This window comes from Wenjunlia tyrosinilytica (assembly GCF_014646055.1).
In the GTDB taxonomy this organism is placed as follows: Bacteria; Actinomycetota; Actinomycetes; order Streptomycetales; family Streptomycetaceae; genus Wenjunlia; species Wenjunlia tyrosinilytica.
The window spans coordinates 62,270-88,552 of record NZ_BMMS01000022.1 but is presented as its reverse complement, the minus strand read 5'-3'; the positions used below and the strand labels follow the sequence as shown (position 1 = coordinate 88,552).

Here is a 26,283-nt window from a genome sequence, read left to right as displayed (position 1 = left end):
GGCCCCACGGCCCCACGGCCCCGCCCCGACACCTCGCACACGGCTCCCCCTTGCCACCGCACCCCGAGAGGTCCGCCATGCACGACGAACGCCGCCGGATCGAAGAACGCGTCGAGCGCGTCCTGGACCAGCGCGTCCGGCCCGCCGTCCACGCCGCCGCCGTGCCGCTCGAGATCGAGGTGTGGCACGTTCCCGGCGAGCCCGTCCCCGTGGCGCGGGCGCTCACCGCCGACTACGTGCCGTTCCGGGCCGGGACCGCGTGGGGCGCCCCCTGGTCCACCGCGTGGTTCAGGGTGCGCGGCGAGGTCCCCGCCGAGTGGGCGGGCCGCCGCGTCGAAGCGGTCTTCGACCTCGGCTTCGTCGGGGACTGGCCCGGCAACCAGGCCGAGGCGCTGGCACACACGCTTGAGGGCGTCCCGATCAAGGCGGTCAACCCGCAGAACCAGTACATCCCCGTGGGCAACCCCGCCAAGGGCGGCGAGCGGGTGCACCTTCTCCTCGAAGCCGCGGCCAACCCGGACATCCTCGCCCATGACTTCATCGGCCCGACCCCGCTCGGGGACAGGGCGACCGCCAGCACCGACCCGCTCTACCGCTTCATCCGCGCCGACCTCGCCGTGCTCGACGAGACCGTCTGGCATCTCGCTCTCGATCTGCAGGTGCTGCGTGAGCTGATGCTCGAACTCGGCGACGGCGACCCGCGGCGCCACGAGATCATGCACGCCATCGACCGGGCGCTCGACGCACTCCACCTCGACGACATCCCCGGCACCGCGGCGGACTGCCGGGAGCGGCTGCGCGAGGTCCTGTCGAGGCCCGCCAACGCCAGCGCCCACACGATCTCGGGTGTCGGCCACGCGCACATCGACAGCGCCTGGCTGTGGCCGATCCGCGAGACCAAGCGCAAGACCGCGCGCACCTTCGCCAATGTCACCGCGCTGGCCGAGGAGTACCCCGACTTCGTCTTCGCCTGCTCGCAGGCGCAGCAGTACGCGTGGGTGAAGGAGAACCACCCCGTGATCCACGAGCGGATCCACGAGGCGGTCGAGAACGGCCAGTGGGCACCGGTCGGCGGGATGTGGGTCGAGGCCGACGGAAATCTGCCCGGCGGTGAGGCGCTCGCCCGCCAGCTGGTCCACGGCAAGCGGTTCTTCCTCGACGAGTTCGGCATCGAGGCCCAGGGGGTGTGGCTGCCGGACTCCTTCGGCTACACCGCCGCCTACCCGCAGTTGGCCAAGCTCGCGGGTATGCGCTGGTTCCTCACCCAGAAGCTGTCGTGGAACCAGACCAACAGGCTGCCCCACCACACCTTCTGGTGGGAGGGCATCGACGGCAGCCGGGTCTTCACCCACTTCCCGCCGGTCGACACCTACAACGCGCAGTTCTCCGGCAAGGAGATGGCGCACGCCGTGCGCAACTACGCCGACAAGGGCAGGGGCACACGTTCGCTGGCTCCCTTCGGCCACGGCGACGGCGGTGGCGGACCCACGCGGGAGATGATGGAGCGGGCACGGCGGCTGGCGGACCTGGAGGGCTCGGCCAAGGTCAGGATCGAGCACCCCGACGCCTTCTTCGAGGCCGCGCGAGCCGAGTACCCGGACGCTCCGGTGTGGTCCGGCGAGCTGTATCTGGAGCTGCACCGCGCCACATACACCTCCCAGGCCAGGACGAAGGCCGGCAACCGGCGCAGTGAGCACAGGCTTCGCGAGGCGGAGCTCTGGGCGGCCACGGCCGCGCTCCGCACGGACTTCGCCTACCCCTACGAGGCGCTCGACGGGCTCTGGAAGACGGTGCTCCTGCACCAGTTCCACGACATCCTGCCCGGCAGCTCCATCGCCTGGGTGCACCGGGAGGCGGAGGCGGAGTACGCACGGGTGGCTAGGGAGCTCGAGGAGATCACGGCGGGCGCCCTGGACGCGCTCGCGGCCTCGGCACCGGCCGGCGGCGAGCCCCATGCCTTCAACACCGGCCCGCGGGACCGGACCGAGGTCCTGGCGATCCCGGCCGGGCTCACCGGGCCGGTCACCGAGCGGTCCCCCGGTGTCCAGCGCCTGGCCGACGGATCACTCGCCGTCGTCGCCGAGGTGCCCGCGTCGGGCAGTGCCCCGCTCTCCGGCGCCGCCGTACCGGCGACGCCCCCGGTGACCGTGACCGGCCGGGTGCTGGACAACGGCCTGGTGCGTGTGGAGATCGCCGAGGACGGCACCCTCGCCTCGGTCCGCGATCTGGTCGCCGACCGCGAGGTGCTCGCTCCCGGGACCGGCGGCAATGTGCTGCGGCTGCACGGCGACCTGCCCAACTACTGGGACGCCTGGGACATCGACAAGCACTACCGCAACCAGTACCGCGACCTTCGCGAGGCCGGGTCGGTCACCGTCGTGGAGCGCGGCCCGCTGATGGGCTCCGTGCGCGTCGAGCGGGCCTTCGGCTCCTCCCGCGTGGTCCAGACGGTCACCGTGCGAACGGGCAGCCGCCGAGTGGATGTGCACACCGAGATCGACTGGCACGAGGCCGAGAAGATCCTCAAGGCCCTCTTCCCTCTGGACGTCCACGCCGAACGCAGCGCCGCGGAGATCCAGTTCGGCCATGTCCACCGGCCGACCCACACCAACACCAGTTGGGAGGCCGCCCGGTTCGAGGTGTACGGCCACCGCTGGGTCCACATCGGCGAGCCCGGATACGGTGTCGCGATCATCAATGACTCGACGTACGGCCATGACGTCTCCCGCTCCGCCCGTGAGGACGGTGGCACGACCACCACGGTCGGGCTCAGTCTCGTCCGCGCGCCCAGGGTCCCCGACCCGGGCGCCGATCAGGGAGCGCACTCCTTCACCTACTCCCTACTGCCCGGCGCGGCCATCGAGGACGCGATCGCCGAGGGCTACGCGCTCAACCTGCCGTTGAGAGTGGGCTCCGCCCCCGCCGCCGCAGCGGGCGACGCGCTGGTGAGCACCGACAGCCCGGCCGTGACGGTGGAGGCGGTCAAGCTCGCCGACGACCGCTCGGGAGACGTGGTCGTACGCCTGTACGAGTCACTGGGCGGGCGGGCACGTGCGAGGCTGCGGACCGGCTTCCCCCTGGCCGGGGCCGAGGTGACCGACCTCCTCGAACGCCCCGTGCCGGAGCAGGAGGCGACGTTCGACGAGCAGGGCGTGTCCGTCTCGCTCCGGCCGTTCCAGATCCTCACCCTGCGGTTGTCCCCGGCGCCCTCCGGCCGGTCCGCCATGCCTCTCGAGGACGGGTGAGGACAGGGCTGCCGGAACGCCCTTCCGTGATCCGATGATTGCAGCACGGCAACTGTGGCACTATGTCCCAGGGACGCCTGATGGTCGCGGTGTCGCCGCTTCCGCGGACCGGACTTCTCCCGGTCAGGTGCGCGAGGACGTGCGCAAGGCACGGACTCGGACAGCACGGACGCGGACAGCGCGGGCGAGGGACAAGGGGAGCAGGCGATGGCGGACAGGGTCCTGGACGCGCCGGGTGAGCGCAGCGCCCCGCGGCGGTCGAGCGGCGTGGCGCACGGGCGCCGTCGGCCGCGCCGGTGAGGGACGACGATACGGGCGTACGGGCGCTGGCGGGAGCCGTCGAGCGATTGCGCCGCGAGGTGGCGCTGGAGCGCGAGTCGGCCGACGCCAGGGCGCTGGTGGGGATCGCCACCGGCATCCTCGTCGAACGCGGGCACGGTGGCCCCATGCATGCGGCCCGCCATCTCGAGACGCTGGCGGAGGCGGCCGGGCTGCCGCTGCGGGAACTGGCCGCCGACATCGTCAACGCGGCGGCGGACGACACGGTCGCCGAAGCGCTGCCCGCGAAGGCCACGCCGGGTCAGGAGGGCCGACCGGTCCCGCCGACCGTCCTTCGGTTGCGTTCGGCGGAGGCCGGCTCCCTTGTCGGGGACTCCCAGGCCGCGGCCGAATCTCTGCTGGCCCAGGCGCTCGCCCCGCTCGGCGCGTGCGCGCTCGCGGTGTGGGCGGCAAGCCGCGACGGCGCCCTGACGCTGGCCGGGCACGCCGGGTTCGCCCCCATGGAGGCGGAGCGCTGGCGGTACATTCCGCCGGGCGTCGGTGTTCCGGCGCAGCGCGCGGTGGCCGAGCGTGGGCCCGTGTGGTACGGCGAGCTGCCGCCCGCGACCCTGGGCATCGGCTGCCGCCCCGGCACCGACGGAGCACGCGCCCTTCTGCCCGCGATGATCGGCGGGCGGATGCTGGGTGTGCTGGAGGTGTGCTGGCCCAAGCCCCGGCCGCCGCTGACGGCGGCGGCCGATCGCCAGCTCGACGCCTTGGCGGAGCTGTGCGCGCACACCCTTCCGGCGAACGACGTGGGCGCCGTATCGGCCGGCAGCGCACCGGAGGGCACCCGCACTCCCGTGATCGACCTGGCCGACGGGCTGCTGGACGCCGCACTGGTGCTCCGGCCGGTGCTCGACCCGCGGGAGAAGGTGACGGACTTCCGGATCGTCCACACCAATGAGCACTTCACCGACCTCGCCGGACGCTCCCGTGGCGTGGTCACCGGGATGCGGCTGTTGGAGGCCTATCCGCTCGAGGCTCGCGACGGCGGCCTGTACGAGCGGGTGCTGCGGGTGCACGCCACGGGCGAGCCGTTCCGCGCCGAGCGGATGACCCTGGCCGCGATCGCCGACGAGGCGACGGTGGAGGCCGTCGCCGCCGTGGGCATCGGCCGGTACGGGGAGACGGTGCTGCTGAGCCTGCGTGTCGAGGACGAGGCCACCCGGCTGGCCACGCTGCTGAAGCACGCCCAGCGCCTGGGCCGTATCGGCGGTTTCGAGGAGAACACCGTCACCGGCGAGATCATCTGGAACAGCCGGCTGTTCGCCCTCCACGGCTTGCCCGCGACATCCTCCCCCATCCCGCTGGAGCGGCTGCACCACCACACGCACCCCGACGACTCGGTGGCCATCGGCCGGTTCCAGCGCGCCCTGCTCCACCACCGCCGTGCCGCCTCGACCGCGTTCCGGCTGCGACGGGCCGACGGCGTGGTCCGGCACATTCGCGTGGTCGCCGAACCGGTCACCGACCAGGCCGGGCGCCTGCTGGCCATTCGCGGCGCGTACCAGGATGTCTCCGCCCAGCACTGGACCGAGGTCGCCCTGGCCGCGACCCGGGACAAGCTGGCCGACACCGAGCAGCGTGCCGCCGAGCGCAACCGGCTGGCGCTCCAGCTCCAGCAGGCGATCATGCCTCCCGCCCGGGCTCCCATCGGTGCCTCGGGGCTGGATGTGGCGGTGCGCTACCGCCCCGCCGAGAAGGAGCACCTCGTCGGGGGCGACTGGTACGACGCCGTCATCCTGCCCACCAAGCAGGTCCTGCTGGCCGTCGGTGATGTCGCGGGCCATGGCATCGAGGCCGCCACCGGCATGGTCGTGCTGCGCAACGCGTTGCGCGGGCTCGCCGCCACGGGAGCCGGACCCGCGCAGCTGCTGACCTGGCTCAACACCGTCGCCCACCATCTGACCGAGCAGGTCACCGCCACCGCGGTCTGCGGCCTGTACACGCCGGACACCCGCGAGCTGCGCTGGGCGAGGGCGGGCCACCCTCCGCCGGTGCTGGTCCGCGACGGCGCCGCGGGCGTCCTCCCGATGCCCCGCGGCATCCTGCTCGGGGCCACCGGCGAGGCGCACTACGAGGAACAGCGGCTCACCCTGGCCTCCGGGGACCGCTTGCTGATGTACACCGACGGCCTGATCGAGCGCCGGGACCGCTCGGTGGAGCGGTCCCTCGAGCAGCTTCTGGCGGCGGTCGGCACGGCGTCGCCGGACCTCGACGAGCACGTGGACCGGCTGCTGACCCACAGCCGCTCCGACACCGACGACGACACCTGCCTGGTCGGCATTCAGCTCCACTGACGGCGGCGGCCGCGGGCCTCTCCCTGCCGCCGTGGGCCGCCTGGATGGCGCGCTCCGTATCGAGGCTGCCGCTGTGGCTGCGTGCTGAGGCTGTTGTGCCGAGGCTGGGTGCCGAGGCGTGAGCGGCGGGCTCAGGTGGGATCGGGACCGCTGTTCTCCGGGCCGCTGCCACCGGTACCGCTGCTGTCGGTACCGCTGCTGTCGGTACCGCTGCTGTCGGTACCGCTGCTGTCGGTACCGCTGCTGTCGGTACCGCTGTTCCCGGTGCCTGCGGCCGGGGAGCAGTCGCGGCAGTCGTCGGGCCGGTTGCCCGTGATGGCATGGGTCGTCCTGTAGTCGACCGTGCCGCCGTCGTTGTAGATTCCCCCGCCGTTGCCCCGGCCGCCGTCGTTGTCCTCGATCCGGGCGTCGTCGTTCAGCGTGACGGTGCCCTTGCTGTTGTAGATGCCGCCGCCGCCCCGCAGGCCCCTGTTGCCCGCGATCCTGGCGCGGTCGTTGACCGTGACCGTACCGCCGTCGTTGTAGACGCCACCGCCCTTGCCCAGTGGGGTGACACCGTGTTCGACGAGGGCGGTGTCATTGAGGGTCAGCGTGCCCCGCTTGTTGAACACCTCCGCACCGGAGGCGGACGCCGCCGCGTTCGCCAGTCGGCTGGTCCCGTTGAGCACGACCTCACCGCCGTCGATGTACAACGCGCCACCGCTTTCCGCCTGCCCGCCGGTCAGCGTGACATCGGTGAGGGTCAGCCGGGCTCCCTCGGCCACCTCGAGGATCCTGGAGCGGTCCTTCTTCAGCTCCCGCAGCAGTTGGGAGCCGTGACCCTCGATGCCGACCGTGCCGGTGATCCTCGGCAGCGGCTTGTCGTTGATGTCGTAGGTGCAGCCCTCCGCGAGGGTGATCGGCCCCGAAGCGCCCTTGTTGGCGTTGTCGATCGCCTCGATGAGGCCGGTGACGTTCTCGCACGACACCGTCGGATCCGCCCGTCGCACCCCGGCGTTGTGTTCCACGCCTGCCTGTTGCACGGCGTGGACCGTGCCGATGCCCCCGGACAGCGCCACGGCCAGTCCGGCCGCCGCCACACAGCACATGGCCCGGTCGGCCCGAGCGCCCCGTACGGATCCATGCATCTGTGGGTTCCTCCAGTCGTGTTCGGGCCAGTTGTGTTCGGGCCAGTCGTGTTCGGGCCAGTCGTTGTCTGGCAGTCGACGAGCACAGTCGATTGCGGGCGGTCGAATTCGGGACCTCAGGCGCGGCGTGCACGGGAGGGTCCCGCGCTCAGCCCCGGCAGGTCCTTCGGGTAGGCGCAGGAGGCCAGGTCGGTGTAGCTCCCGGCGTCGCCGCTGTAGAGGGGTTCGCTGAGGTAGTGGCCGTTCCCGCCGACACCGAGCACCTCGCGAATGGTGCGCGTGGTACCGGCCGTCGAGACGAGCAGTGCGCCGAGGCGGTCCCGGTCGGTGGCGAAGGCGATCCCGGTGAGCGCGGTGTCCCCCGTGTCGAGCCGCACGACGCTGTGGGCCTGCCATCGGGCGCCCTCGGTGTCGTCGACCCGCCAGATGATCCCGTCCAGGCTCGACAACCAGGCGCGGTCATGGCCGTCGAAGGCCAGGTCGGAGAGGGAGCCGTAGCGCAACGATGCGGCGAGGGGGTCGTCGGCGGCGGCCACGAGCCGCACGGTGGACCAGGTCTTCGGCCGGTCGGCGGCGAAGGTGATGATCCTTCCGGTCCCACCGGGTTCGAGGATGTACGCGCGCGCGTCCTTGCGGAAGCCGAACCCCTCCTTCTCCGGGCCCTTCCCCGCAGCCGTGAGGCCGGCGGCGTCCCGCGGCGTCCCCGACAGGTCGGTCCACGGGTAGGGGCGTCCCTGCTCCTCGGCCGAGAAGACCTGGCCGCCCGGCCCGCTGAACCAGTGGACACCGGTCTTCGGGTTGACGGCGTTCGCATGAGCCGTGCCCTTGGCGTTGTCGACGGAGGTGCGCACTCGCGCGTAGCCCTGCCGTGCGTCGTGGGCGTGGATGTCCGCGGAGTCGTCACCCCCGTCGGCGGAGGCGAACACCTCGCTCGGCCGGCACGCGGCCGCTGCCGCCCGTGCCCGGGAGGCGGCGGGACCCGCCGAGAACGCCATGGCGGCGGCGGTGGCCACGCACACCGAGAGAGCGATCGCCCTTCGTCTCCGCACGATCGTCTCCCTTGCGTCGCCGAGTCCGTCGTTCCGTCGTTCCGTCGGACAGCCAAACACGCAAAGGCGATAAGCATTAATAAAATGACACCGGCGCTCGCCCGTGTCGCCCAACTGTCTCCCTTCGGGCTAATGCGCCCTCACGCACAGGTCGCACCTTTCCCGCATGGGGACACCTTTGGCCCTGCGACACTGCGACGGTGCTCCTCGAAACCCCTCGGCTGATCCTTCGCCGCTTCCGGCCCGGCGACGCGGCAGCACTGGCCGCCTACCGGTCGGACCCCTCCGTCGCCCGCTACCAGTCCTGGACGCCTCCGGTGCCGACCACGGCCGCCATCGGCCTCGTCCGCGCGTTCGCGGCGGGCGACCCTCGGCAACCGGGCTGGTTCCAGTACGCCATCGAGCACCGCGACGACCGGTGCCTCATCGGCGACATCGGAGTCCATCTGCACTCCAACCTGATGCAGGCGGACCTCGGCTTCACCCTCGCAGCCGACCGGCAGGGCCGGGGCTACGCCACCGAAGCCGTACAGGCGTTGCTCAGCCATCTGTTCGAGCAGGGGCTGCGGCGGGTGTCGGCGGAGTGCGACGCACGGAATGTCCGCTCGGCCCGGTTGCTTCAGCGCGTGGGCTTCCAGCACGAGGGATACCGGCCCGCCTACACCTGGATCAAGGGTGAGTGGGTGGACGACGTGCTCTTCGGTCTCCTCGTGGAGCAGTGGCGAGGCTGAGCGGGCCGGCGCTCCCGCGCGACGGAGAACGGCCGGTCGGCTCGGGATATCTCACCGACCCGGCGTGCGGCGGCAGTTGGCGCTTCCTCGACCGCCTGTCCGGCACCATGCCGTGAGGCTCGGCAGCTGCCGCAGCGCGCGCCTTCCCGGCCCGGCCCTCGCCTCCGGCCCCCCGGCCGCGCCGCGGCACCGGCCCCGCTTCCGGTGCGCTTCCGGCAGTCAACCGTGTCGAAAGCTCATAGTGGAGGCCTGACCTGCTGCGACGTCACCTCGTTCGGCAATGCTCCACTGCCGCATGCGTCCACCGGCTCACGAAAGGTGCCGAACGCTTCGGTGAAGACCTGCCGGGCACCTCGTAGAAGGAGGCATCGTGCACGACTCAATGACCCATGTGGCGTTGCTCCTGCTCGCACTGACAACCGCGGCACTGGTGGCCGCCATGATCGGCACCGCCGCCGGCTGCCTGGCCCGCATCGACGGAGCCACGCTTCCCTCCGCCATCCATCGTGGAGCCGTGACCTTCGGCGCCACCCTCACCCTTCTCCTGGGCGTCCTCAGCCTCATGGGAAGTCTGCTCAGATAGCGGCGGGGGCGGCCCGAATCGGGGGTCCACCCCAACCGCCTAGACCGCGGTGGGGGTTGGGGCCCTGCCGATGCCCAGCGTGCTCTCGCCCGGAAGGAGCCCGGAGGCGAGGACCGCGTGCACGACCGGTCCGAGGAGCTGGGCGAGCCTGCCGGTGTCCCGCTGCCCGAGTTCCCGCCAGGGACCGGCGGCCAGTTCGTCGGTGAGGCGCTCGATCGCCGCGCGACCCTCGAGGCCCGCTTCCGTGGCGCGGCCCTCGGCGTCGAGCCAGCCGCGCGACGCCAGCCGCTCCCGGGCCTCCTTCCACTCCTGGTCGCTCCACCCGCGGCTGCCGAACACCTCGGTGGACGCGGCGCCGACCGCGGCGAACGACACCAGGGACTCGAGCGGGTCGAGCCCCGCCGTCAGCAGGGCCGCCACATGCCCGTCGCCGCGGTGCTCGCGCAGCACCGTCGCGGCCTGCCACAGCACCAGATGCGACTCCTGCGGCCAGGACAGCCCGGCGTTGGCCGCACCGAGGGGCCGTCCCGCGGTCATGGCCGCCTCCGCCGCCCTGCGCGCCGACGCGGCCGCCTCGGCCAGCTCCGGGGAACCGATCAGCTCACCCAGTACGGCGCGCAGCGCCCGGTCCATCGCGTGCGTCCGAGCCTCCAGGACCCGCTGGGGAGCGGCCACCGCCCAGGCGCCCCTGACATGCTCCTCGACCATCCGCGGGCTGAAGCTGTAGAACGACGACGCCACCAGCTCGGCGCTCGGTACACCCAGAGGAGCCGACCGCCACGCGAAGTAGCTGGGCCACCGGGTGTCCACGGCGTAGCCGAGGGCGGCCGCCTCCTCGAACACCTCGGGGGCGTAGTAGAGCACCGCGTGCACCGGCTCCAGCATCCACCACATCCGCCGGGTCGGACCCGGTTCGTCGGCCATGGCCGTATCTCCTCCCGTTGTGCGTCGACGCCCAGAACGCCTCCGAGCCGTCGCACCCTCATCACACCTTGACACTGTCAAGATTGCCGGGCGAAACCGAACTTGTCAACGACAAGATTCGAGTAGACTCCCCTCATGCCAGAAGCACCCCCGCCGGAAGCCCGGATGCCGCAGGCGCGGACGCCGCAGACGCGTGCACCGGAAGAACGCGCCTACCACCACGGCGATCTGCGTCGCGCCCTGCTCGACGCGGCCGTCGCGCTGATCGCCGAACGGGGGACCGCGGCGATCAGCCTGCGGGACCTGGCGCGGCGGGCCGGTGTCTCGCACGCGGCCCCCGCCCACCACTTCAAGGACAAGAGCGGGCTGTTCACCGCGATCGCCGCCGAGGGGCACCGGCTTCTCGCCGCCTCGATCGAAGCGGAGGCAGTGCCCGCGTCGAAGGAACTGCTCGAGATGGGTGTGCGGTACGTGCGGTTCGCACTCGCCCATCCGGCGCACTTCGAGGTGATGTTCCAGCCCGGCCTGCTGCGCCGGGACGACCCCGACCTCCGTGCGGCGCAGGCGCAGACCGGTGAACTGCTGCGCTCGGGACTCCCCCTCGGCACCCCCGTACCCGATGCCGAGTCCTCGGCCCTGGCCGCGTGGTCGCTGGCCCATGGGTTCGCGACGCTGTGCCTGTCCGGCAATGTGAGCCGGTTCATCGGCGAGCGCGATCCGGCCGACGCCTTCCGGGACATCGTCCGAGCGTCCCCCTGACGCACCACCGCAACCGACCGGACCACCGGGTGGACGACGGGTGGGCCGGATGCACGCGGCGGAGCACGGCCGCGTGCTGCCGTGTTCAGCCCGGGGGCACCCGCAGCTGCGGATCCGTCACCCCTCCTGGGCTCGCGAGCCGCGCGACGTCCCAGCCGGCGCGTGCCGCTCCGGCCTGGTAGGCGCTCTCGTAGAAGCCCAGGACGGCGGCCCGCGGATCGTCCTGCGCCCGGACGCCGTCGTAGGGCAGGACGGCGAGATGGCTGCCCCTGAAGGGGACCCACCGCGCGGAGGGCGGGACGAGCGGCTCCCCCGCCAGGCCCTCCGGCTCCGGAGCGGTGTAGGAGTAGAACGCGGGTTCGCCGAAATTGTCGTCCCCGAACCAGAAGCCGAAACTCACCAGCTCACGCGAGTACGCCTCCCGGGTCACCGGGTCGAGCTGCGGCGGCTGCTCGATCTGCCGGTCGGAGAACCGGGTGTAGGCGATGTCGAAGGTGTGCCAGAAGTGGTGGACCGGGCTCACCTTCCCCGAGAAGCCCGACCCGAACTCGTCCAGCACGAGGCTCACCTGGCTGAGGACCTGCCAGTAGCGGTTGGCCTTGACCGGGTCGTAGGCCGCGTGCTCGGTGTCCTCGGCGAACGGCCGGTCGGCGTCCGGCAGGTCGTACGGCCTCGGGACGTCGAGGTCCACCCGGACTCCGAGCGCGGCCAGGGCGTCCATGGTGGCGCGGTGGAACGACGCCACGGACTGGCCCAGGAGCGGGAAGGACATCGACGCGCCGTCGACCGTGCTCACGACCAGCCGGTGGCCCACGAAGTCGAAGTCGACGGTGAAGATCGGATTGCCGTCCACCTGGCCCATGGGCCGAGTGGTGATCCCCCGCCCGGTGAGGTGGAAGGGGACGTTCCACCAGTGGTTGCGCCGCGGACTCGCGGCCAGGCGGACCTTGCCGACGACCTGCGCGAACCGGTGCAGCGTCTCTTTGGTGTCCTGCCACTCGCCGAGCGGCATAGGCGGGAACAACTCCATCGCGCTTCCCTTCCCTGCCCGGGCGCTCCTGCGGGCCCGGCCATGTCAATCATGACCACGCCGGGGCAGCCGTGGCATCTCGCGCCGCTTCCTCCGAGACGACGCACACCCACCACGCTCACTGCCTGTGACCACGGTCACCGGCCTCGACCGGCTGCCCCGGCACTGCCCCGTGCTAGAGTCGATCTCAGTTGCAGTTGTGGTTCCCATAGACTTTGTGTGCGCCTGCTGGTTCTGAACCTCCAGGCGCATTTTTTGTTTTCCGGTGTTCTTCTCCGGTCGGGTGATCATCGCGGCGACAAGGAGCCCGCACGGTGCGGGCCTCCCGAACAGCCCCCGAAGGAGATTGACATGGCTACTGGAACCGTGAAGTGGTTCAACGGCGAAAAGGGCTTCGGCTTCATTGCCCAGGACGGCGGCGGCGCCGACGTCTTCGCCCACTACTCCAACATCAACGCTCAGGGCTTCCGTGAGCTGGCCGAGGGCCAGAAGGTGGAGTTCGACGTCACGCAGGGCCCCAAGGGCCCGCAGGCCGAGAACATCACCGTCGTCTGATCCGAGAGCGCGGCACCTGCCGCGCAGCACGGGCCCGCACCCGAGGTGCGGGCCCGAGCCGTTGCCGTCCGGCACGGGCGCGCCGCCCGATCGCGGGCATTGCCGGACGGCACATCTCCACGGTCCGGCAATTCGGCCGCCGTTCGACGGCAGGCGCCGACCGTTGTTTCGAAGCCCATCGCACGGCTTTCCACCGTCCATGCTTCGCATTCGACATCCGGTTCGTCTCTTGTGATTCCTCGCGCGGCCCGCGGCCGCCGGGACTTCCTCGACACGTGCCGTCTCGAGGAAGGTTCACCATGAACCGCACCACCCGATCCACCCGCTCCACCCGATCCAACGAGCGTTTCTCCTCGCGGGGCCAGGGCGGCGGCCCCGGCGGCCGTCAGCACCCCCGTACCCAGGCTCCGGGCCGCCGCAAGCCGGCCGCCGCCGCGCACGGCGAGTTCGCTCTGCCGGTCAGCACCACCCCGGCCCTTCCCCCGGTCGAGGCCTTCGCCGATCTGGACATGCCGGCCCCGCTGCTGTCCGCGCTCACCCGCAACGACGTAACGGCCCCGTTCCCGATCCAGGCGGCGACGCTGCCGAACTCGCTGGCCGGCCGTGACGTCCTCGGCCGCGGCCGCACCGGCTCCGGCAAGACCCTCGCCTTCGGGCTGGCCCTGCTCGCCCGCACCACCGGCCGGCGAGCCGAGCCCCGCCGGCCGCTGGCCCTGGTGCTCGTCCCCACCCGTGAGCTCGCCCAGCAGGTCACCGACGCCCTGACCCCCTACGCCCAGGCCGTGCGCCTGCGCACGGCCACCGTGGTCGGCGGTATGTCGATCTCGCGGCAGGCCAACGCGCTGCGCAATGGCGCCGAGGTCGTCGTGGCCACCCCCGGACGGCTCAAGGACCTGATCAACCGCGGCGACTGCCACCTCGACCAGGTGGGCATCACCGTGCTCGACGAGGCCGACCAGATGGCCGACATGGGCTTCATGCCGCAGGTCACCGCCCTGCTCCAGCAGGTGCGGGCCGATGGGCAGCGGATGCTGTTCTCGGCCACGCTGGACCGCAATGTCGACAAGCTGGTGCGCCGGTTCCTGTCGGACCCCGTGGTCCACTCGGTCGACCCGTCCGCCGGGGCCGTGACGACGATGGAGCACCACGTGCTGCACGTCTCGGACGGCGACAAGCACGCCGCCGCCACGCACATCGCGGCCCGCGACGGCCGGGTGATCATGTTCATGGACACCAAGCACGCCGTCGACCGCATGACGCGGCATCTGCTGTCCAACGGAGTGCGGGCGGCCGCCCTGCACGGCGGCAAGTCCCAGCCCCAGCGCAACCGCACCCTGGAGCAGTTCAAGAACGGGCATGTCACCGCGCTCGTCGCGACGAACGTGGCGGCCCGCGGCATCCACGTGGACGGCCTGGACCTGGTCGTCAACATCGACCCGCCCACCGACCACAAGGACTACCTGCACCGCGGCGGACGCACCGCCCGCGCCGGCGAGTCGGGCAGCGTCGTCACCCTCGTCCTGCCGAACCAGCGGCGCGAGATGACCCGGCTGATGGCCACCGCCGGCATCACCGCCCGCGTCGCCCAGGTGCGCCCCGGTGACTCCGAGCTCACCAGGGTCACCGGTGCCCGGGTGCCCTCGGGCGTCCCGGTCACCGTCACCGCGCCCGCTCCCGAGCGCCCCTCGCGCAGCGCCTCCTCGAGCCGCGGCCGCCGCAGCCGTTCGGCTCAGGTGCGCCGCGGCTCCGGCTCGCGCGCCGGATTCTCGGAGCGGTCGGCTCCCCGCCGCACCGCCGCGTAGGCGCCCACCCGATTGACCCGGCTGCGCCGGACCCGTGAGAGCGGGTCCGGCGCAGCCGTCGTTTCGGGTGCGGTGGCGCCACGCCCGGGACGGGGCCTGTCGAGGTTGCGGCGAACCGGTCAACTTGCGCCACCGCACGTGACGGTCCTGGGGCCCCGGGGAACGCTCCGGCCTGTCCGTGCGGGTGCGAGCAGAGGATTGGGCAGGCATGACCGACGACTTCGTCCTGGACGTCACTAGGATCCGCGAAGAGGCCCGGCAGAAGATGGAGGCCGGTGCGGTCACCGACACCTACGGCCTCGACAAGCACCGTGTGATCGGTGTCCTCAACGAGGTCATCGCGACCGAGGTGGTCTGCTGGCTGAGGTACACCCGCCACGCCATCTCGGCCACGGGCATCGACCGGGCACAGGTGTCGCAGGAGTTCACGGAGCACGCCGCGGAGGAGATGCAGCACGCGCTCATGGCCGCCGAACGGATCTCGCAGCTCGGTGGCGCGCCCGACTTCGATCCGACGACGCTGGCCCAGCGGGCCCACACCGACTACACCACGCCGTCGGACGAGGACCTGAGGACGATGCTGGAGAACAATCTGCTCGCCGAGCGCATCGCCATCTCCACCTACCAGGAGATCATTCGCTGGCTGGGTGACCACGACCCGACCACGCGCCGGATGATGGAGACGATCCTCGAGCAGGAGGAGGAGCACGCCGACGACATCATCGACCTCCTCGGGGTCTGAGCGCCGGGCGCCGGCGGGAAGCGGTCCCTGGCAGCGGCCTCGGGGGAACGGCCTCCGAGGAACGGCCTGCGGGGAACGGCCTCCAGGAAGGCCTGAACCGCGTGCTGGAGCGCGGCAACCGAGCCGATGTCCAGCGTCGTGCGTTCTCCGAGACCGACGACCTCGGCGAGGTCGTCGCCCGTGCGGTCGCCCGCATCCTGGCCTGACCGCGGGCCCGGCCCGAGCGTCGGCCGGGCCGTTGGCGGTGCCGGCCGCGCCCGCGCGGATCGAGGTTCCGACGCTCCGAGCCTGCTCCGCCACCGTGTGGGCACCGCTGTCGAGCCGGAGCACCCGGCGGTGCGGTTCGACCGCGTTGCCTGTGACGCGGGCTGCCGTGGATCGCCGCTGTCTGCCGCTGTCTGCCGCTGATGGGCACTCACCTGCGCCCCGCCGCGGTGGCGGACCCGTGCGGCGGGCGGTCCGCCTGTCTCGCCGCCCCGCCACCCGGCGGCGATCGTGCAAGGCTGGCTTCACGGGCCGTCCACGGCCGACAGGTCGGCAGCGCGGACCGACAACTACTTGACTTTCTCAATCATTGCTAGTTACATGCATTAAGTGCTTGACCACCTCAAGCTCTGCAAGGTCCGCAATCCCTTCGGAGGAGACCCCTCGTGACTTCCATCCTTTTCGTCGTCTCCGGCGCCGACCACTGGACACTCGCGGACGGCACCGCGCACCCCACCGGCTTCTGGGCCGAAGAGCTCGCCGCTCCCCACCGCATCCTGCGCGAGGCGGGCCATGACATCACCTTCGCGACGCCCGGCGGCGTCACCCCCACCGTCGACGCGGGCAGCCTGACCGCCGAGGCCAACGGCGGACAGGACCGCGCGGACGAGACAGGCGCCTACCTGAAGTCGGTCAGCGGCGAGCTGGAGCACCCGGCCAAGCTCGAGGAGGTGGACCTCGACCGGTTCGACGCGGTGCTGTACCCCGGAGGGCATGGCCCCATGGAGGATCTCGCCGTCGACGAGACCTCGGGTCGGCTCCTCACCGACGCCCTGGACTCGGGCAAGCCGGTCGCCGTGCTGTGCCACGCCCCCGCCGCCCTGCTCGCCGCCCGCCGCGAGGACGGCAGCTGGCCGTTCGCCGGATACCGCCTGACCGGCTTCAGCAACGCCGAGGAGAACGCCGTCGGCCTCGCCGACAAGGCCCCCTGGCTGCTCGAGGACCGCCTGGTGGAGCTGGGCGCCGACTACGTCGCGGCCGACCCGTTCACCACCCACACCGTCACCGACCGGAATCTGTACACGGGGCAGAACCCCGCCTCGTCCGAGCGGCTCGCCCGCGAACTCGTCTCCGTCCTGAGCCGCGACTGACCCGCGCGACGCCGAGCGCACACCGCCCAGCGCACCCCGCACCCCGCACACTCCACCCATCGAGGCATCCATGACCCCCGCCACATCCGAGACCGACGCCCCGGCCACCCTCGGCGAACGCAGCGCGGATCTCGTCGCCCGCCTGCGCACCACATTCCGCACCGGCCGCACCCGGCCCGCGCGATGGCGCACCCACCAGCTGCGCCAACTGCGCTCCCTGCTCACCGACCACGCCGAGGACTTCGCCGCGGCCCTCCACGCGGACCTGGGAAAGAGCAGTGCGGAGGCCTACCGCACCGAGATCGACTTCACCGTCCGGGAGATCGACCACACCCTCGAACACCTGGATGAGTGGCTGCGCCCGGAGCCCGCGCCCGTTCCCGAGTTCCTGGGGCGGGCCGATGCCTGGACGGTGTACGACCCTCTGGGTGTCGTCCTGGTGATCGCTCCCTGGAACTACCCGCTCCAGTTGCTGCTCGCCCCCGTGGTGGGCGCCCTCGCCGCGGGCAACTGCGTGGTCCTCAAGCCCAGCGAACTGGCTCCGGCCACCTCCGACGCCGTGGCCGAGTACCTTCCGGACTACCTCGACACCGAGGCGGTCGCCGTTGTCGAAGGAGCGATTCCCGAGACCACCGCCCTGCTGGAGCAGCGGTTCGACCACATCTTCTACACCGGCAACGGCACGGTGGGCCGCATCGTGATGAGCGCCGCCGCCAAGCACCTCACCCCGGTCACCCTGGAGCTCGGCGGCAAGTCCCCGGCCTTCGTGGACCGCGGCACGGACCTCGAGACGGTGGCCTCACGGCTGGCGGCGGGCAAGTTCCTCAACGCCGGGCAGACCTGCGTCGCCCCCGACTACGTCCTGACCGACCCCGAGACGGCGCGTGGACTCGAAGCCGCCCTCGGCAAGGCGGTCGAAGCCCTGTACGGTTCCGACCCCGCCGAGTCACCGCAGTACGGCCGGATCGTCAACCAGCGGCACTTCGACCGGCTCAGTGCGCTGCTGGACTCCGGTCGTCCCGCCGTCGGCGGTGAGCACGACCGCGCGAGCAAGTACATCGCGCCGACGGTCCTGGCCGGTGTGAAGCCGGACGCTCCGGTCATGCGGGAGGAGATCTTCGGTCCGATCCTGCCGATCGTCGAGGTCGACGGCGTCGACGCCGCCATCGACTTCATCAACGACCGGGACAAGCCGCTGGCTCTCTACGCCTTCACCGACTCGGCGGCCGTGAGGGAACGGCTCGTCGCCGAGACCTCCTCGGGCGGCGTGGGCCTGGGAGTGGCGCTGGCCCATCTGACCGTGTCCGACCTGCCGTTCGGCGGAGTGGGCGAGAGCGGCATGGGCAGCTACCACGGCCGGTACTCGCTGGAGACGTTCAGCCACCGCAAGGCCGTTCTGGACAAGCCCCTCGACTGACGGCCGGAGGATGCCCTCCGGGGCCGCGACGGCAGGCCTCGGCACGGACACCGCACACAAGGACGACCCCACCGCGGCGTGCGGCCGTTGCCGTGGCGCACTCGAGGAGATCATCACGACAGCCGGTTCGGGGGATCGGGCGTGGCGGGCAGCGCGGTGCGGGCAGGGGCGCCGAGTACGGGCGCGGAGGGCGTGCGGACCGGACGGTCCCGTTGGCTGGTAGGACTCGGTCTGGCCGACGCGGCCACCGGTCCGGCCAGCACGCCCGTGCGGCTGCGCCGGCTCACCGCCGCGCTCCTCCGGCTGACGCCTTGGCGAGCCGCGTCCACGCGTTCAGCCGCCGTCGGGTCCGATGTAGCGCACGAGAAGCGCTGCCACGTCGTCGGCGTCGAGGCGTCCCGGCGCCGGGGCGCACGTGCGGATGAGCTCGCCGAGGCATTCCTCCGGGCTGGGGGCGGGCGTGGCCAGCGCGGCGAGGACACAGGCGATGCCCTCGTCGATGTCGTGGCCCCGGTCCTCGATCAGGCCGTCGGTGTAGAGCAGGAGTTGGGCGCCGACGGGCAGCCGGACCCGGGTGGTGGGGTAGGTGGCGCCGGCGTCGACGCCCAGCGGTGTCCCGCCGGCCACCTCGAGGCAGCGCGGCTCCTGTCCGGGCTCGGTGACGATCGGCGTGGGATGGCCGGCCCGGCAGATGGCCAGGTCACCGGTGCCGGGGTCCAGGTGGGCATAGCAGCAGGTGGCGAAGAGAGCGGTTTCCGGGATGGGGTTGAGGTGCGTCAGGAGCTGGTTGGTGCGCTCCAGGACGGCGGCCGGGTCGTGTCCCTCGTTGGTGTAGGCGCGTACGGCGGTGCGCAGTTGCCCCATGAGGGTGGCGCCGACGACGCTGTGGCCCTGGACGTCGCCGATGACCAGGGCGAGTCCGCCGTCGGGGGTGGGGAAGGCGTCGTACCAGTCCCCGCCGATGAGCATGCCGCTCGTGGCGGGCCGGTAGTGCGCGTGCACCTCCGTGCTCGCCGGGCCCCGCAGGGCCTGGGGCAGCAGTCCGCGCTGGAGTTCGCGGGCCAGGCGGTGCTCGGCCTCGTACAGGCGGGCCCGGTCCAGCGACTGCGCGAGCAGTCCCGCCGCGACGGAGAGCAGGGAGCGCTGGGACGCGCTGAAGGCATGGGAGTCCGGAAAGCCGATCAGGCACGCGGCCGGGGGGCCTGCGGTGCTGGGCAGGGGCAGTGCCGCCCAGGAGCGGTGGACGATCTGGCCGGCGATCGACTCCAGACGGGGATACGCGGCCAGCAGGGCTTCCAGGGAGTCGAGGAAGACGGGGACGTGCCGCCGCAGCGCGTCACCGATGGGCGACCCGATGGTCAGGGGCAGGCTCCGCAGGATCTCGGTCTTCTCCCGCGAGTACCCGCAGGAAGCGACGACGGAGATACGGTCCTCCTGCTGTTCGGCGAGGAGCAGGGCGTCGGCGTCGAACGCCTGGAGGGCGGTGCGGGCGGTGCGGGCGATGTCCTGCACGGTCACCGCCGCGGACAGCAAACGGGCGAACTCACGCAGCTTGTCGGCCTGTTCGGCCTGGTGGCGCAGCGTCTGCTGGTCGGCTTCACGCCGGGCCTCGGCCACCGTGACATCGGTGACGACACCGCTCATGCGCTCGGGGATGCCGTCGGCCCCGGGGTGCACCCGCCCGCGGGCCTCCAGGACGCGGATACGGCCGCCCGGTTCGCGGATGCGGTAGTGCACCTGGTAGTCGCCGCACAGCTGCCCCATCCGCTCCAGCGCGTTGCGAACGTCGGGCAGGTCCTCGGACTCGAGCTGGGCGATGAAGTCCTCGACGGGCCTGACGGCCGGCGGGGTGAGGCCGTGCAGGCGAAGGGTCGTCTCGTCGCACTCGACCCGGCCCGTGCGCATGTTCCAGCTGAAGTAGCCGAGCTCGACCGTGCCGGTGGCCTGCGCGTCCGCGCTCTCCTCCCACGATGCCGTGCTCGGCCGCTGGGGCAGACGGCCGTTCAGCGAGGCCACCAACACCGCGAGCTGGTCGGCCAGGCACATCAGGAAGACGCGCTCGACCTCGGAGAAGGGCTCATCCCTGCTCCGGACGACGGCCAGCACTCCGACGCAGCTGCCCGCACGCAGCAGGGGCAGCGAGCCGGTGGCCACGTCGGTCGGCTGGTCCGTGAGCTCCGGCAGCGCGTCCGGATAGCGCAGGAAGCGCTCCCCGAACGCCTCGAGCCACACCGGCTCGCTGGTGCGGACGGCGTCCGTGACCGGCAGGCCCTCGCCGAGCCCTATGGCCTCCCACGGCCGGGAGAACGTCTCCGGAAGCCCTTCCATGGCGTCCATGGACAGGTACTCCCCCGACGCGTCCAGCACGAGAAGCGCTCCCCCGGTCGGCCCCAGGCAGGGCTTGGACGCCGCGAGAGCCGCGGAAAGGGCTTGCTGGGCCGTGGTGGCCGCGGCGACCGACTGGGCGGCCTCGTGCAGCGACGTCAACCAGGTGTCGGGGGCGTCCGGCAGCACCGATTCGGCGCCGAGGGAGCCAGGGGCACCACTGGCCCCGCGGCCCGCCATCAACGCCCCCCGATGTGGCTGCCGACAAGGCACAGATGCATTTTCAAACGATAACCGGACAGGTGGACGCCTACAGAAGGTGAACGAAAATAGGCGGCGTGTGAACGGCTTTGTCTGCGCGGTGCGAGCAATTGCACGACAAGAGGGGCGTGGGGGGTCTCAATGCGGCCCCGGGCCGCGGACTCGACGGAACTGTCCATGCGCATCTCGTCGCCAAACAGAGACTCTTTCGCATCAAGATACACGCGAGCCGCAGGTGGTCGGCCGGATTCATCGGATCCGCAGCAGCCCACCGAAATGATGACGATGCGAACAGCAATCGGATTAACGGAATCCGTGATTACCGCTCCCGTGTCCGGCCGCCCTCTTTCCGGACGACCCGATGGCCGAATTCATCCGCCCGGACCGCAAGAACGGCGTGGGAGACGGAGCACCCGAATCCCGGGCCCGTCCCGGGCGGGCACGGGCGAATGGAGGCCCCAGGGACATCGAACGGCGGGGCGCCCGGACAACCGGCGCGCACGAGCGGGCCGGCGTCCGGGCACCGAGGCCGTGGAGGCCGGTGGAGGCGGGTCGGGAAACCGGCCGGCGGTGCGGAAGGGGGCGCCGCGGAAGGGTCGCTACTTCGTCTCGATCCGCCCGTCGGCGCGCAGTGATCCCGAGCAGGACAGGGTCTCGGTGCCGTCACCGGTGATGTAGTCGCCGCGCAGCGTGCTGACGATCTTCGGCCACCGCGCATTGCTGGTGTCGACGCAGTCGACCACGAGCCGCCAGGTGTACGACGCTCCGCTGTAGCAGGTGGCACTGGCGGAGCTGCCGCTTCCGGACAGGAAGCACGGCAGCTGCGCGGCCTGGGCGGGAGGGACCGTGAGCACTCCGGCGGTCGCCGCGGCGCACGCCGCCAGGCCCAGCAGGGTCTTCACTCGCACGGATGAACCTCTTTCTTGTTGCCGTGGTGGGCGGAGCAAGATCTCGTGCGGTGACCACTATGGCGCGCCGGAGACACTAGGCCTAGACCAATCGGCCGTCTTTTCAAGGGAATTGAGCCCGCCTCACTCCCGGGCGGCTCCGACGCGGCGCTCCCTGGGGCTGACGCCGCGAACGCGCTTGAACGCGGCGCTGAGGGCGAACGAGCTGCCGTAGCCGACCTGTCGGGCCACCGCGCCGATGGTGGTGCCGGGCTCACGCAGAAGGTCGGCGGCCATGGCCAGCCGCCGGCCGGTCAGGTAGGCCATGGGCGGCTCACCGACCAATCCGGTGAGGCGGCGGGCGGGGACGACGCCGGCGACCGCAGCCGTGCCGTCGCCGATCGGCAGTCGGCCTGAGCACGGAGGTACGGGGACGGGCCTGTGCCACCGCGGAGGTGGTAGCACAGGCCCGCCGTCTTTCGGCGCTCAGGCGCTCATACCTTCACCCGCCCGTACGCGGGCGCCGAGGTCTCATCCGGCCTGCGCGTCCTTCATCCTGTCCGGGGTCCAGTAGCCGGGGTCGGGCGTCATGACGTCCGACTTCACCACGGCGTCCGGTGCGTCCCGGTGCGAGGGACGGCCGTCGGAGTCGCCTTGCGCGACGGCAATGGCGGCGGACCCGGCGACGATCACCGCTGCCGAGCCGATGGCGACCAGAACAAGAGGCTTGCGCATCGATTTCGTTCCTCCTCAGGTGCCCCCGGAGTGTGGGCCGACGATGGGACGCGCCACCCCACGATTCGGTTCCCCGACCGTCGCGGCTCACCACCGTCCACCCCCGCCGTCCACCCCCGCGAGTGACCGGTGCGTGAGGGGCCGGTGCGCGCGGGGCCGGTGCGCGGGGCCGGTGCGCGGGGGGCCGGTGCGCGAGGCCGGTGCGCGAGGCCGGTGCGCGAGGCCGGTGCGCGGGGGGCCGGTGGGACGTGCGTGGTCCGGAGCCGAGCGTCCCCGAGCCGTCACAGCACGAGGGGCCGGTCCGTCGCTCCTATCGGCGCCGGAAGCGCCGTGGACCCGGCCAGATACCGGTCCACCGCGGCGGCGGCGGAGCGGCCCTCGGCGATGGCCCAGACGATCAGCGACTGGCCGCGCCCGGCGTCGCCCGCCACGAACACGCCGTCCACGTCGGTGGTGAAGTCCTCACCGCGGGCGAGGGTGCGGCGAGCGCCGAGGCGCAGTCCGAGCTGGTGGATCAGCGGGCTGTCGGGCTCCGGTCCCCTGAACCCCAGCGCCAGCAGGACCAGATCGGCGGGCAGGAGCCGTTCGGTGCCCTGGGCCGGCCGCCTGCCCTCCGCCTCGACCCCGACCAGGCGCAGCGACCGCACATGGCCCGTCCCGTCGCCCTCGAAGCGCAGGGTGGAGGCCGAGAACATCCGAACATCGCCGTCCGGACCCGGGAGCGGCACGCCTTGGCTGTCGGGCTCCTCACCGTGCAGCCGGGCCACTTCCCTGGCCTCCTCGTGAGCGGGCGAGACACGGTACACCTTCGGGTACACCGGCCATGGCTCGGCGAAGGCCCGGTCCTCCCCGGGCATGGGGTTGATGTCGAGCTGGACGACGGAGGCGGCCCCCTGGCGCAGCACGGTGCCCAGGCAGTCCGCCGCGGTGTCCCCGCCGCCGACGATGACGACATGCCTGCCCTCGGCGTTGACCGGGGGCACGGCGTAGTCCCCCTCCCGTACCCGGTTGGCCATGGGCAGGTACTCCATCGCCTGATGGACACCGGCCAGCTCCCGGCCGGGTACGGGCAACTCGCGCCAGGCGGTGGCGCCGACCGCGACCACCACCGCGTCGTGCTCCTCCCGCAGGCGCCCGGCGTGGAGATCGGTGCCGACGTCGACGCCGGTGCGGAAGCGGGTGCCCTCCTCGCGCATCTGACGGATGCGGCGGTCGACGTGGCACTTCTCCATCTTGAACTCGGGGATGCCGTAGCGCAGCAGCCCACCGGGGCGGTCGGCCCGCTCGAAGACCTCCACCGAGTGCCCGGCCCGCGTGAGCTGCTGGGCGGCGGCCAGACCCGCCGGTCCCGAGCCGATGACGGCGACGGTCCTTCCGGACGGACGCTTCGCGGGCCGGGGCGGCAGGCCGCCGTGGTCCCAGGTGTAGTCGGCGACGGCGACCTCGATGTCCTTGATCGTCACGGGGTCGGCGTTGATGGCGAGAACGCAGGCGGACTCGCACGGGGCCGGGCACAGTCGTCCGGTGAACTCCGGGAAGTTGTTGGTGGCGTGCAGGCGCTCGCTCGCGGTCTCCCAGTCGTCACGGGAGACGAGCTCGTTCCACTCGGGTATCAGGTTTCCCAGGGGGCAGCCGCTGTGGCAGAACGGGATCCCGCAGTCCATGCAGCGGTTCGCCTGCTCGCTGATGAGCGGCAGCAGGTCCTGGCCGACGTAGACCTCATGCCAGTCCCGCACCCTTTCCTGGACGGGGCGGCGGGCGAGACCGCGGCGGGGCGTGGTGAGGAACCCTTTCGGGTCGGCCATCGCGGCCTCCGGCAGCTGGGCGGCGATCCCGGATGTGCGGGATCTCGGATGTGCGGCTGTCCCCCAGCCCGGCTCGGGGCACGTGCTCCACTGCGGGAGCCAGGTGTCGTCCGACAAGCGTACGTCCGCTTTGCGGCATTTTTAAAGCTTCGGCCCGCCCCGGGTGCCCGCGCCGATCCGGCACCGTCCCACCGCGCGGCGCGGCGGGGGGAAGGCGAGCACGTGCAAGCGGATCCATGACCGGCACGCGGGACCCACCCGAAGGGCGACGCCCGCCCCCGGTGAAGCCGCTGGTCACCGGCCGCAGACGTGACCCGCACCAGCCGGTCGGCCGCACTGGCGCGGACATCCCGGCTGATCTCGCCACAAGGCGGAACCGCTTGCTCCGCCGGGGGAGTTGGCGGCCTTTGCGAGGCGGCCCGGACGCCGTATGGTCTCCGGGAGCCTCAAGGAGCCTGCCGGAGATGACGAGCCTGCGAAGCGCCCCGTTACCCGTGCACCACCTCGACGACGGTCCCCCCGCACCACGCCCGTCGGCGTTCTCCATCGGGACGTTCGACGCGCTGGGGCCGATGGCACGGGCCTGTTACCCGCACCGCCACACCTTCCATGAGATCGCCTTCGTGACCGGTGGCCGGGGCAGGCACTTCGTCGACCTCGTCGAGTGGCCGCTGCGGCCTCCCCAGCTCTCCTACGTCGCCCCGGGGCAGGTGCACCACTGGGAGCTCGAATCGGAGCTGTGCGGATCGCTGGTCCTGTTCACCGACGACTTCCTGATCTCCCATCCGGGTGATGTGCCCGCCCTGCGCAGGCTCACCGAGCGTCCCTGGGCGCATGTGGCCGAGGAGGACGAGCCGGGCCTGTCCGCCCTGGTGGCGGACATGAAGCGCGAGTACTGCGCGCGGAAGGACGGCTTCGCCTCGGTCCTTCGGGCCTATCTGCATGTGCTGATCACCTGGGCGCTGCGGCTGCCCGGCGCGGCACCGCCCGACTCTCGCGCCGGCCGGGCCGCCGTCGTCGCCCAGCACTTCGTCCGGCTGCTGGCCCTCCCCGAGCGGACGCCGAGGAGCGTGCGCGAGTACGCCGCCGAGGTCGGGGTGTCGGTCAGCCACCTCAACGAAGCCGTCAAGCAGGCCACGGGCCACACCCCGGGCCGGCTCATCCGTCAGGTCCAGGTCCTCGAGGCCAAGCGGCTGCTGGCGCACACGGACCTGGCGCTGACCCGGATCTCCCACCAGCTGGGCTTCGCCGACGCGGCGTACTTCTGCCGTTTCTTCCGCCGCGAGACCGGCACCTCCCCCGGGGCCTTCCGGCGCGGGAATCGGTGAGAATCACCATCGCGGCCGCATTGCGTCCATCGACGGCATCGGTGCGCCCGCCTAGATTCGGAACCGTTCCCAGCGGCGGCCACGCGCGGCCTCGGCCGAATCGGCCACGTGCCGTGGCAGTCATGCGTCTGCCGACGGCAGGCATGCCCCGCCGCGCTCGAACGCACAGGCGTGGCCGACAGGCAACGCACAGGCGTTGAGCACCTCTTCACGCACCCCCGCACCCCCGCACCCCCGCACTCCCCGCACTCATGGCCGGGCGCGCGCCCGGCCATGCCCCCACGCCGAGGAGGCCCCGATGGAAGGCGAGAACCCGCACGAGGAAAAGGCGACCGGCATGATCAGCCGCAAGAATGTGCTCAAGGCCGCGCTGGCGGCCGCTCCGGTGCCGTTCCTGCTCGGTGCCGCCCCCGCCCTGGCCAGGGACTCCGTGCGCTCCGACCGGCCGCCGGCTCCCACACCTTCCTGCGACGACGGGGACGACCCGACACCGCCGCAGACCGAAGGGCCGTACTTCAAGCGCAACTCACCGCTGCGCACCTCGCTCATCGAGGCCGGTACCACGGGCACACGGCTGACGGTCAGCGGATTCGTGTTCAGCCTGTCCTGCCGGCCGATCGCGAACGCCCTGCTGGACTTCTGGCAGGCCGACAACGCCGGCGCCTACGACAACACCGGCTTCCGGCTGCGTGGCCACCAGTTCACCAACGCCCAGGGGGCGTTCACACTCAGCACCATCGTGCCGGGGCTGTATCCGGGACGCACCCGCCACATCCATGTGAAGGTGCAGGCCCCCAACCGGCCGGTGCTCACCACGCAGTTGTACTTCCCGGGTGAGCCGCGCAACAACACCGACCCGCTGTTCGACCCGGCACTGCTGATGACCGTCAGGTCCGTCGGCTCGGAGAAGGAGGGCACGTTCGACTTCGTGCTCAACATCGCCTGATCGGCGCGGGCGTCGCGGTCGTGCCTGCCGGGGTGACGTGGCAGCCCCGGCGGGCA

At 71.9% G+C, this 26,283-nt stretch carries 21 protein-coding genes and 1 pseudogene; 12 read left to right on the top strand and 10 right to left on the bottom strand.

From position 1 onward, the window contains the following. The first annotated feature begins 77 nt into the window (after positions 1 to 77). Together IEY86_RS23920 and IEY86_RS23915 are read left to right on the top strand one after the other, a co-directional pair. Positions 78 to 3,245 carry an alpha-mannosidase gene (locus IEY86_RS23920; protein WP_189133890.1) on the top strand — a complete coding sequence of 1,056 codons (3,168 nt, stop codon included), beginning with the start codon at positions 78 to 80 and terminating at the stop codon, positions 3,243 to 3,245. 296 nt (positions 3,246 to 3,541) lie between these two features. Then, positions 3,542 to 5,866, top strand: coding sequence for a SpoIIE family protein phosphatase (locus IEY86_RS23915; protein WP_189133889.1), 2,325 nt, complete (start codon positions 3,542 to 3,544; stop codon positions 5,864 to 5,866). A gap of 131 nt (positions 5,867 to 5,997) precedes the next feature. Here the strand turns inward: IEY86_RS23915 and IEY86_RS23910 are convergent, their stop codons facing one another. Both IEY86_RS23910 and IEY86_RS23905 read right to left on the bottom strand, forming a co-directional pair. Further along, positions 5,998 to 6,993 carry a hypothetical protein gene (locus tag IEY86_RS23910; protein WP_189133888.1) on the bottom strand — a complete coding sequence of 332 codons (996 nt, stop codon included), beginning with the start codon at positions 6,991 to 6,993 and terminating at the stop codon, positions 5,998 to 6,000. A gap of 116 nt (positions 6,994 to 7,109) precedes the next feature. Beyond that, complete coding sequence (locus IEY86_RS23905; RefSeq protein WP_189133887.1) at positions 7,110 to 8,042, bottom strand: hypothetical protein; 933 nt, start codon at positions 8,040 to 8,042, stop codon at positions 7,110 to 7,112. A gap of 200 nt (positions 8,043 to 8,242) precedes the next feature. On the opposite strand from IEY86_RS23905, the gene IEY86_RS23900 reads away from it, so the two are divergent. Both IEY86_RS23900 and IEY86_RS23895 read left to right on the top strand, forming a co-directional pair. Continuing rightward, the gene (locus tag IEY86_RS23900) at positions 8,243 to 8,773 is read left to right on the top strand and encodes a GNAT family N-acetyltransferase (protein ID WP_189133886.1); all 531 of its coding nucleotides are present in this window, start codon (positions 8,243 to 8,245) and stop codon (positions 8,771 to 8,773) included. Between the two features lie 370 nt (positions 8,774 to 9,143). Further along, positions 9,144 to 9,356: a hypothetical protein gene (locus IEY86_RS23895; RefSeq protein ID WP_229698697.1), complete on the top strand. Its 213-nt coding sequence runs from the start codon at positions 9,144 to 9,146 to the stop codon at positions 9,354 to 9,356. Between the two features lie 39 nt (positions 9,357 to 9,395). On the opposite strand, the gene IEY86_RS23890 is transcribed toward IEY86_RS23895, so the two are convergent. Continuing rightward, on the bottom strand, positions 9,396 to 10,280 hold the full coding sequence (locus tag IEY86_RS23890; protein ID WP_189133885.1) for an SCO6745 family protein: 885 nt from the start codon (positions 10,278 to 10,280) through the stop codon (positions 9,396 to 9,398). Between the two features lie 165 nt (positions 10,281 to 10,445). Here IEY86_RS23890 and IEY86_RS23885 point away from each other — a divergent pair, with 165 nt between their 5' ends. After that, complete coding sequence (locus IEY86_RS23885; RefSeq protein ID WP_189133942.1) at positions 10,446 to 11,039, top strand: TetR/AcrR family transcriptional regulator; 594 nt, start codon at positions 10,446 to 10,448, stop codon at positions 11,037 to 11,039. 85 nt (positions 11,040 to 11,124) lie between these two features. Here IEY86_RS23885 and IEY86_RS23880 read toward each other — a convergent pair whose 3' ends face one another. After that, on the bottom strand, positions 11,125 to 12,069 hold the full coding sequence (locus tag IEY86_RS23880; RefSeq protein ID WP_189133884.1) for a DUF5996 family protein: 945 nt from the start codon (positions 12,067 to 12,069) through the stop codon (positions 11,125 to 11,127). A 351-nt stretch (positions 12,070 to 12,420) separates the two neighbouring features. Here IEY86_RS23880 and IEY86_RS23875 point away from each other — a divergent pair, with 351 nt between their 5' ends. The 5 genes from IEY86_RS23875 to IEY86_RS23855 all read left to right on the top strand — a co-directional run bounded on the left by IEY86_RS23875 (position 12,421) and on the right by IEY86_RS23855 (position 17,940). Next, a complete protein-coding gene (locus tag IEY86_RS23875; RefSeq protein ID WP_189133883.1) occupies positions 12,421 to 12,624 on the top strand; it encodes a cold-shock protein in 204 nt (67 codons plus the stop codon). 299 nt (positions 12,625 to 12,923) lie between these two features. Next, a complete protein-coding gene (locus tag IEY86_RS23870; protein ID WP_189133882.1) occupies positions 12,924 to 14,426 on the top strand; it encodes a DEAD/DEAH box helicase in 1,503 nt (500 codons plus the stop codon). Positions 14,427 to 14,634: 208 nt separating this feature from the next. Beyond that, the gene (locus tag IEY86_RS23865; protein ID WP_189133881.1) at positions 14,635 to 15,168 is read left to right on the top strand and encodes a ferritin-like domain-containing protein; all 534 of its coding nucleotides are present in this window, start codon (positions 14,635 to 14,637) and stop codon (positions 15,166 to 15,168) included. Between the two features lie 650 nt (positions 15,169 to 15,818). Then, positions 15,819 to 16,523 (top strand): type 1 glutamine amidotransferase domain-containing protein, encoded by a 705-nt coding sequence (locus IEY86_RS23860; protein ID WP_189133880.1) that lies wholly within the window; start codon positions 15,819 to 15,821, stop codon positions 16,521 to 16,523. Between the two features lie 70 nt (positions 16,524 to 16,593). Then, on the top strand, positions 16,594 to 17,940 hold the full coding sequence (locus IEY86_RS23855; protein WP_189133879.1) for an aldehyde dehydrogenase family protein: 1,347 nt from the start codon (positions 16,594 to 16,596) through the stop codon (positions 17,938 to 17,940). A gap of 113 nt (positions 17,941 to 18,053) precedes the next feature. On the opposite strand, the gene IEY86_RS23850 is transcribed toward IEY86_RS23855, so the two are convergent. The 6 genes and pseudogenes from IEY86_RS23850 to IEY86_RS23825 all read right to left on the bottom strand — a co-directional run bounded on the left by IEY86_RS23850 (position 18,054) and on the right by IEY86_RS23825 (position 23,953). Further along, positions 18,054 to 18,227 (bottom strand): hypothetical protein, encoded by a 174-nt coding sequence (locus IEY86_RS23850; RefSeq protein WP_189133878.1) that lies wholly within the window; start codon positions 18,225 to 18,227, stop codon positions 18,054 to 18,056. Between the two features lie 46 nt (positions 18,228 to 18,273). Then, entirely contained in the window at positions 18,274 to 20,505 is a 2,232-nt protein-coding gene (locus tag IEY86_RS23845) for a SpoIIE family protein phosphatase (protein WP_189133877.1), read from the bottom strand. A gap of 620 nt (positions 20,506 to 21,125) precedes the next feature. Further along, positions 21,126 to 21,434, bottom strand: coding sequence for a hypothetical protein (locus IEY86_RS23840; RefSeq protein WP_189133876.1), 309 nt, complete (start codon positions 21,432 to 21,434; stop codon positions 21,126 to 21,128). Positions 21,435 to 21,557: 123 nt separating this feature from the next. Continuing rightward, a pseudogene (locus IEY86_RS23835) lies at positions 21,558 to 21,779 on the bottom strand (helix-turn-helix transcriptional regulator); the annotation flags it as partial. 165 nt (positions 21,780 to 21,944) lie between these two features. Next, positions 21,945 to 22,148 carry a hypothetical protein gene (locus IEY86_RS23830; protein WP_189133875.1) on the bottom strand — a complete coding sequence of 68 codons (204 nt, stop codon included), beginning with the start codon at positions 22,146 to 22,148 and terminating at the stop codon, positions 21,945 to 21,947. Between the two features lie 281 nt (positions 22,149 to 22,429). Next, complete coding sequence (locus tag IEY86_RS23825; RefSeq protein ID WP_189133874.1) at positions 22,430 to 23,953, bottom strand: glutamate synthase subunit beta; 1,524 nt, start codon at positions 23,951 to 23,953, stop codon at positions 22,430 to 22,432. Between the two features lie 464 nt (positions 23,954 to 24,417). On the opposite strand from IEY86_RS23825, the gene IEY86_RS23820 reads away from it, so the two are divergent. Beyond that, complete coding sequence (locus IEY86_RS23820) at positions 24,418 to 25,281, top strand: helix-turn-helix transcriptional regulator (protein ID WP_189133873.1); 864 nt, start codon at positions 24,418 to 24,420, stop codon at positions 25,279 to 25,281. A gap of 298 nt (positions 25,282 to 25,579) precedes the next feature. After that, positions 25,580 to 26,227 carry a dioxygenase family protein gene (locus tag IEY86_RS23815; RefSeq protein WP_189133872.1) on the top strand — a complete coding sequence of 216 codons (648 nt, stop codon included), beginning with the start codon at positions 25,580 to 25,582 and terminating at the stop codon, positions 26,225 to 26,227. The last annotated feature ends 56 nt before the right edge of the window (positions 26,228 to 26,283 follow it).

Coding starts and splice junctions, on each gene's coding strand:
- IEY86_RS23920 (WP_189133890.1), top strand. CDS start 78: ATGCACGACGAACGCCGCCGGATCGAAGAACGCGTCGAGCGCGTCCTG.
- IEY86_RS23815 (WP_189133872.1), top strand. CDS start 25,580: ATGGAAGGCGAGAACCCGCACGAGGAAAAGGCGACCGGCATGATCAGC.
- IEY86_RS23825 (WP_189133874.1), bottom strand. CDS start 23,953: ATGGCCGACCCGAAAGGGTTCCTCACCACGCCCCGCCGCGGTCTCGCC.
- IEY86_RS23875 (WP_189133883.1), top strand. CDS start 12,421: ATGGCTACTGGAACCGTGAAGTGGTTCAACGGCGAAAAGGGCTTCGGC.
- IEY86_RS23880 (WP_189133884.1), bottom strand. CDS start 12,069: ATGGAGTTGTTCCCGCCTATGCCGCTCGGCGAGTGGCAGGACACCAAA.
- IEY86_RS23890 (WP_189133885.1), bottom strand. CDS start 10,280: ATGGCCGACGAACCGGGTCCGACCCGGCGGATGTGGTGGATGCTGGAG.
- IEY86_RS23820 (WP_189133873.1), top strand. CDS start 24,418: ATGACGAGCCTGCGAAGCGCCCCGTTACCCGTGCACCACCTCGACGAC.
- IEY86_RS23910 (WP_189133888.1), bottom strand. CDS start 6,993: ATGCATGGATCCGTACGGGGCGCTCGGGCCGACCGGGCCATGTGCTGT.
- IEY86_RS23855 (WP_189133879.1), top strand. CDS start 16,594: ATGACCCCCGCCACATCCGAGACCGACGCCCCGGCCACCCTCGGCGAA.
- IEY86_RS23830 (WP_189133875.1), bottom strand. CDS start 22,148: ATGCGCAAGCCTCTTGTTCTGGTCGCCATCGGCTCGGCAGCGGTGATC.
- IEY86_RS23845 (WP_189133877.1), bottom strand. CDS start 20,505: ATGGCGGGCCGCGGGGCCAGTGGTGCCCCTGGCTCCCTCGGCGCCGAA.
- IEY86_RS23885 (WP_189133942.1), top strand. CDS start 10,446: ATGCCGCAGGCGCGGACGCCGCAGACGCGTGCACCGGAAGAACGCGCC.
- IEY86_RS23865 (WP_189133881.1), top strand. CDS start 14,635: ATGACCGACGACTTCGTCCTGGACGTCACTAGGATCCGCGAAGAGGCC.
- IEY86_RS23870 (WP_189133882.1), top strand. CDS start 12,924: ATGAACCGCACCACCCGATCCACCCGCTCCACCCGATCCAACGAGCGT.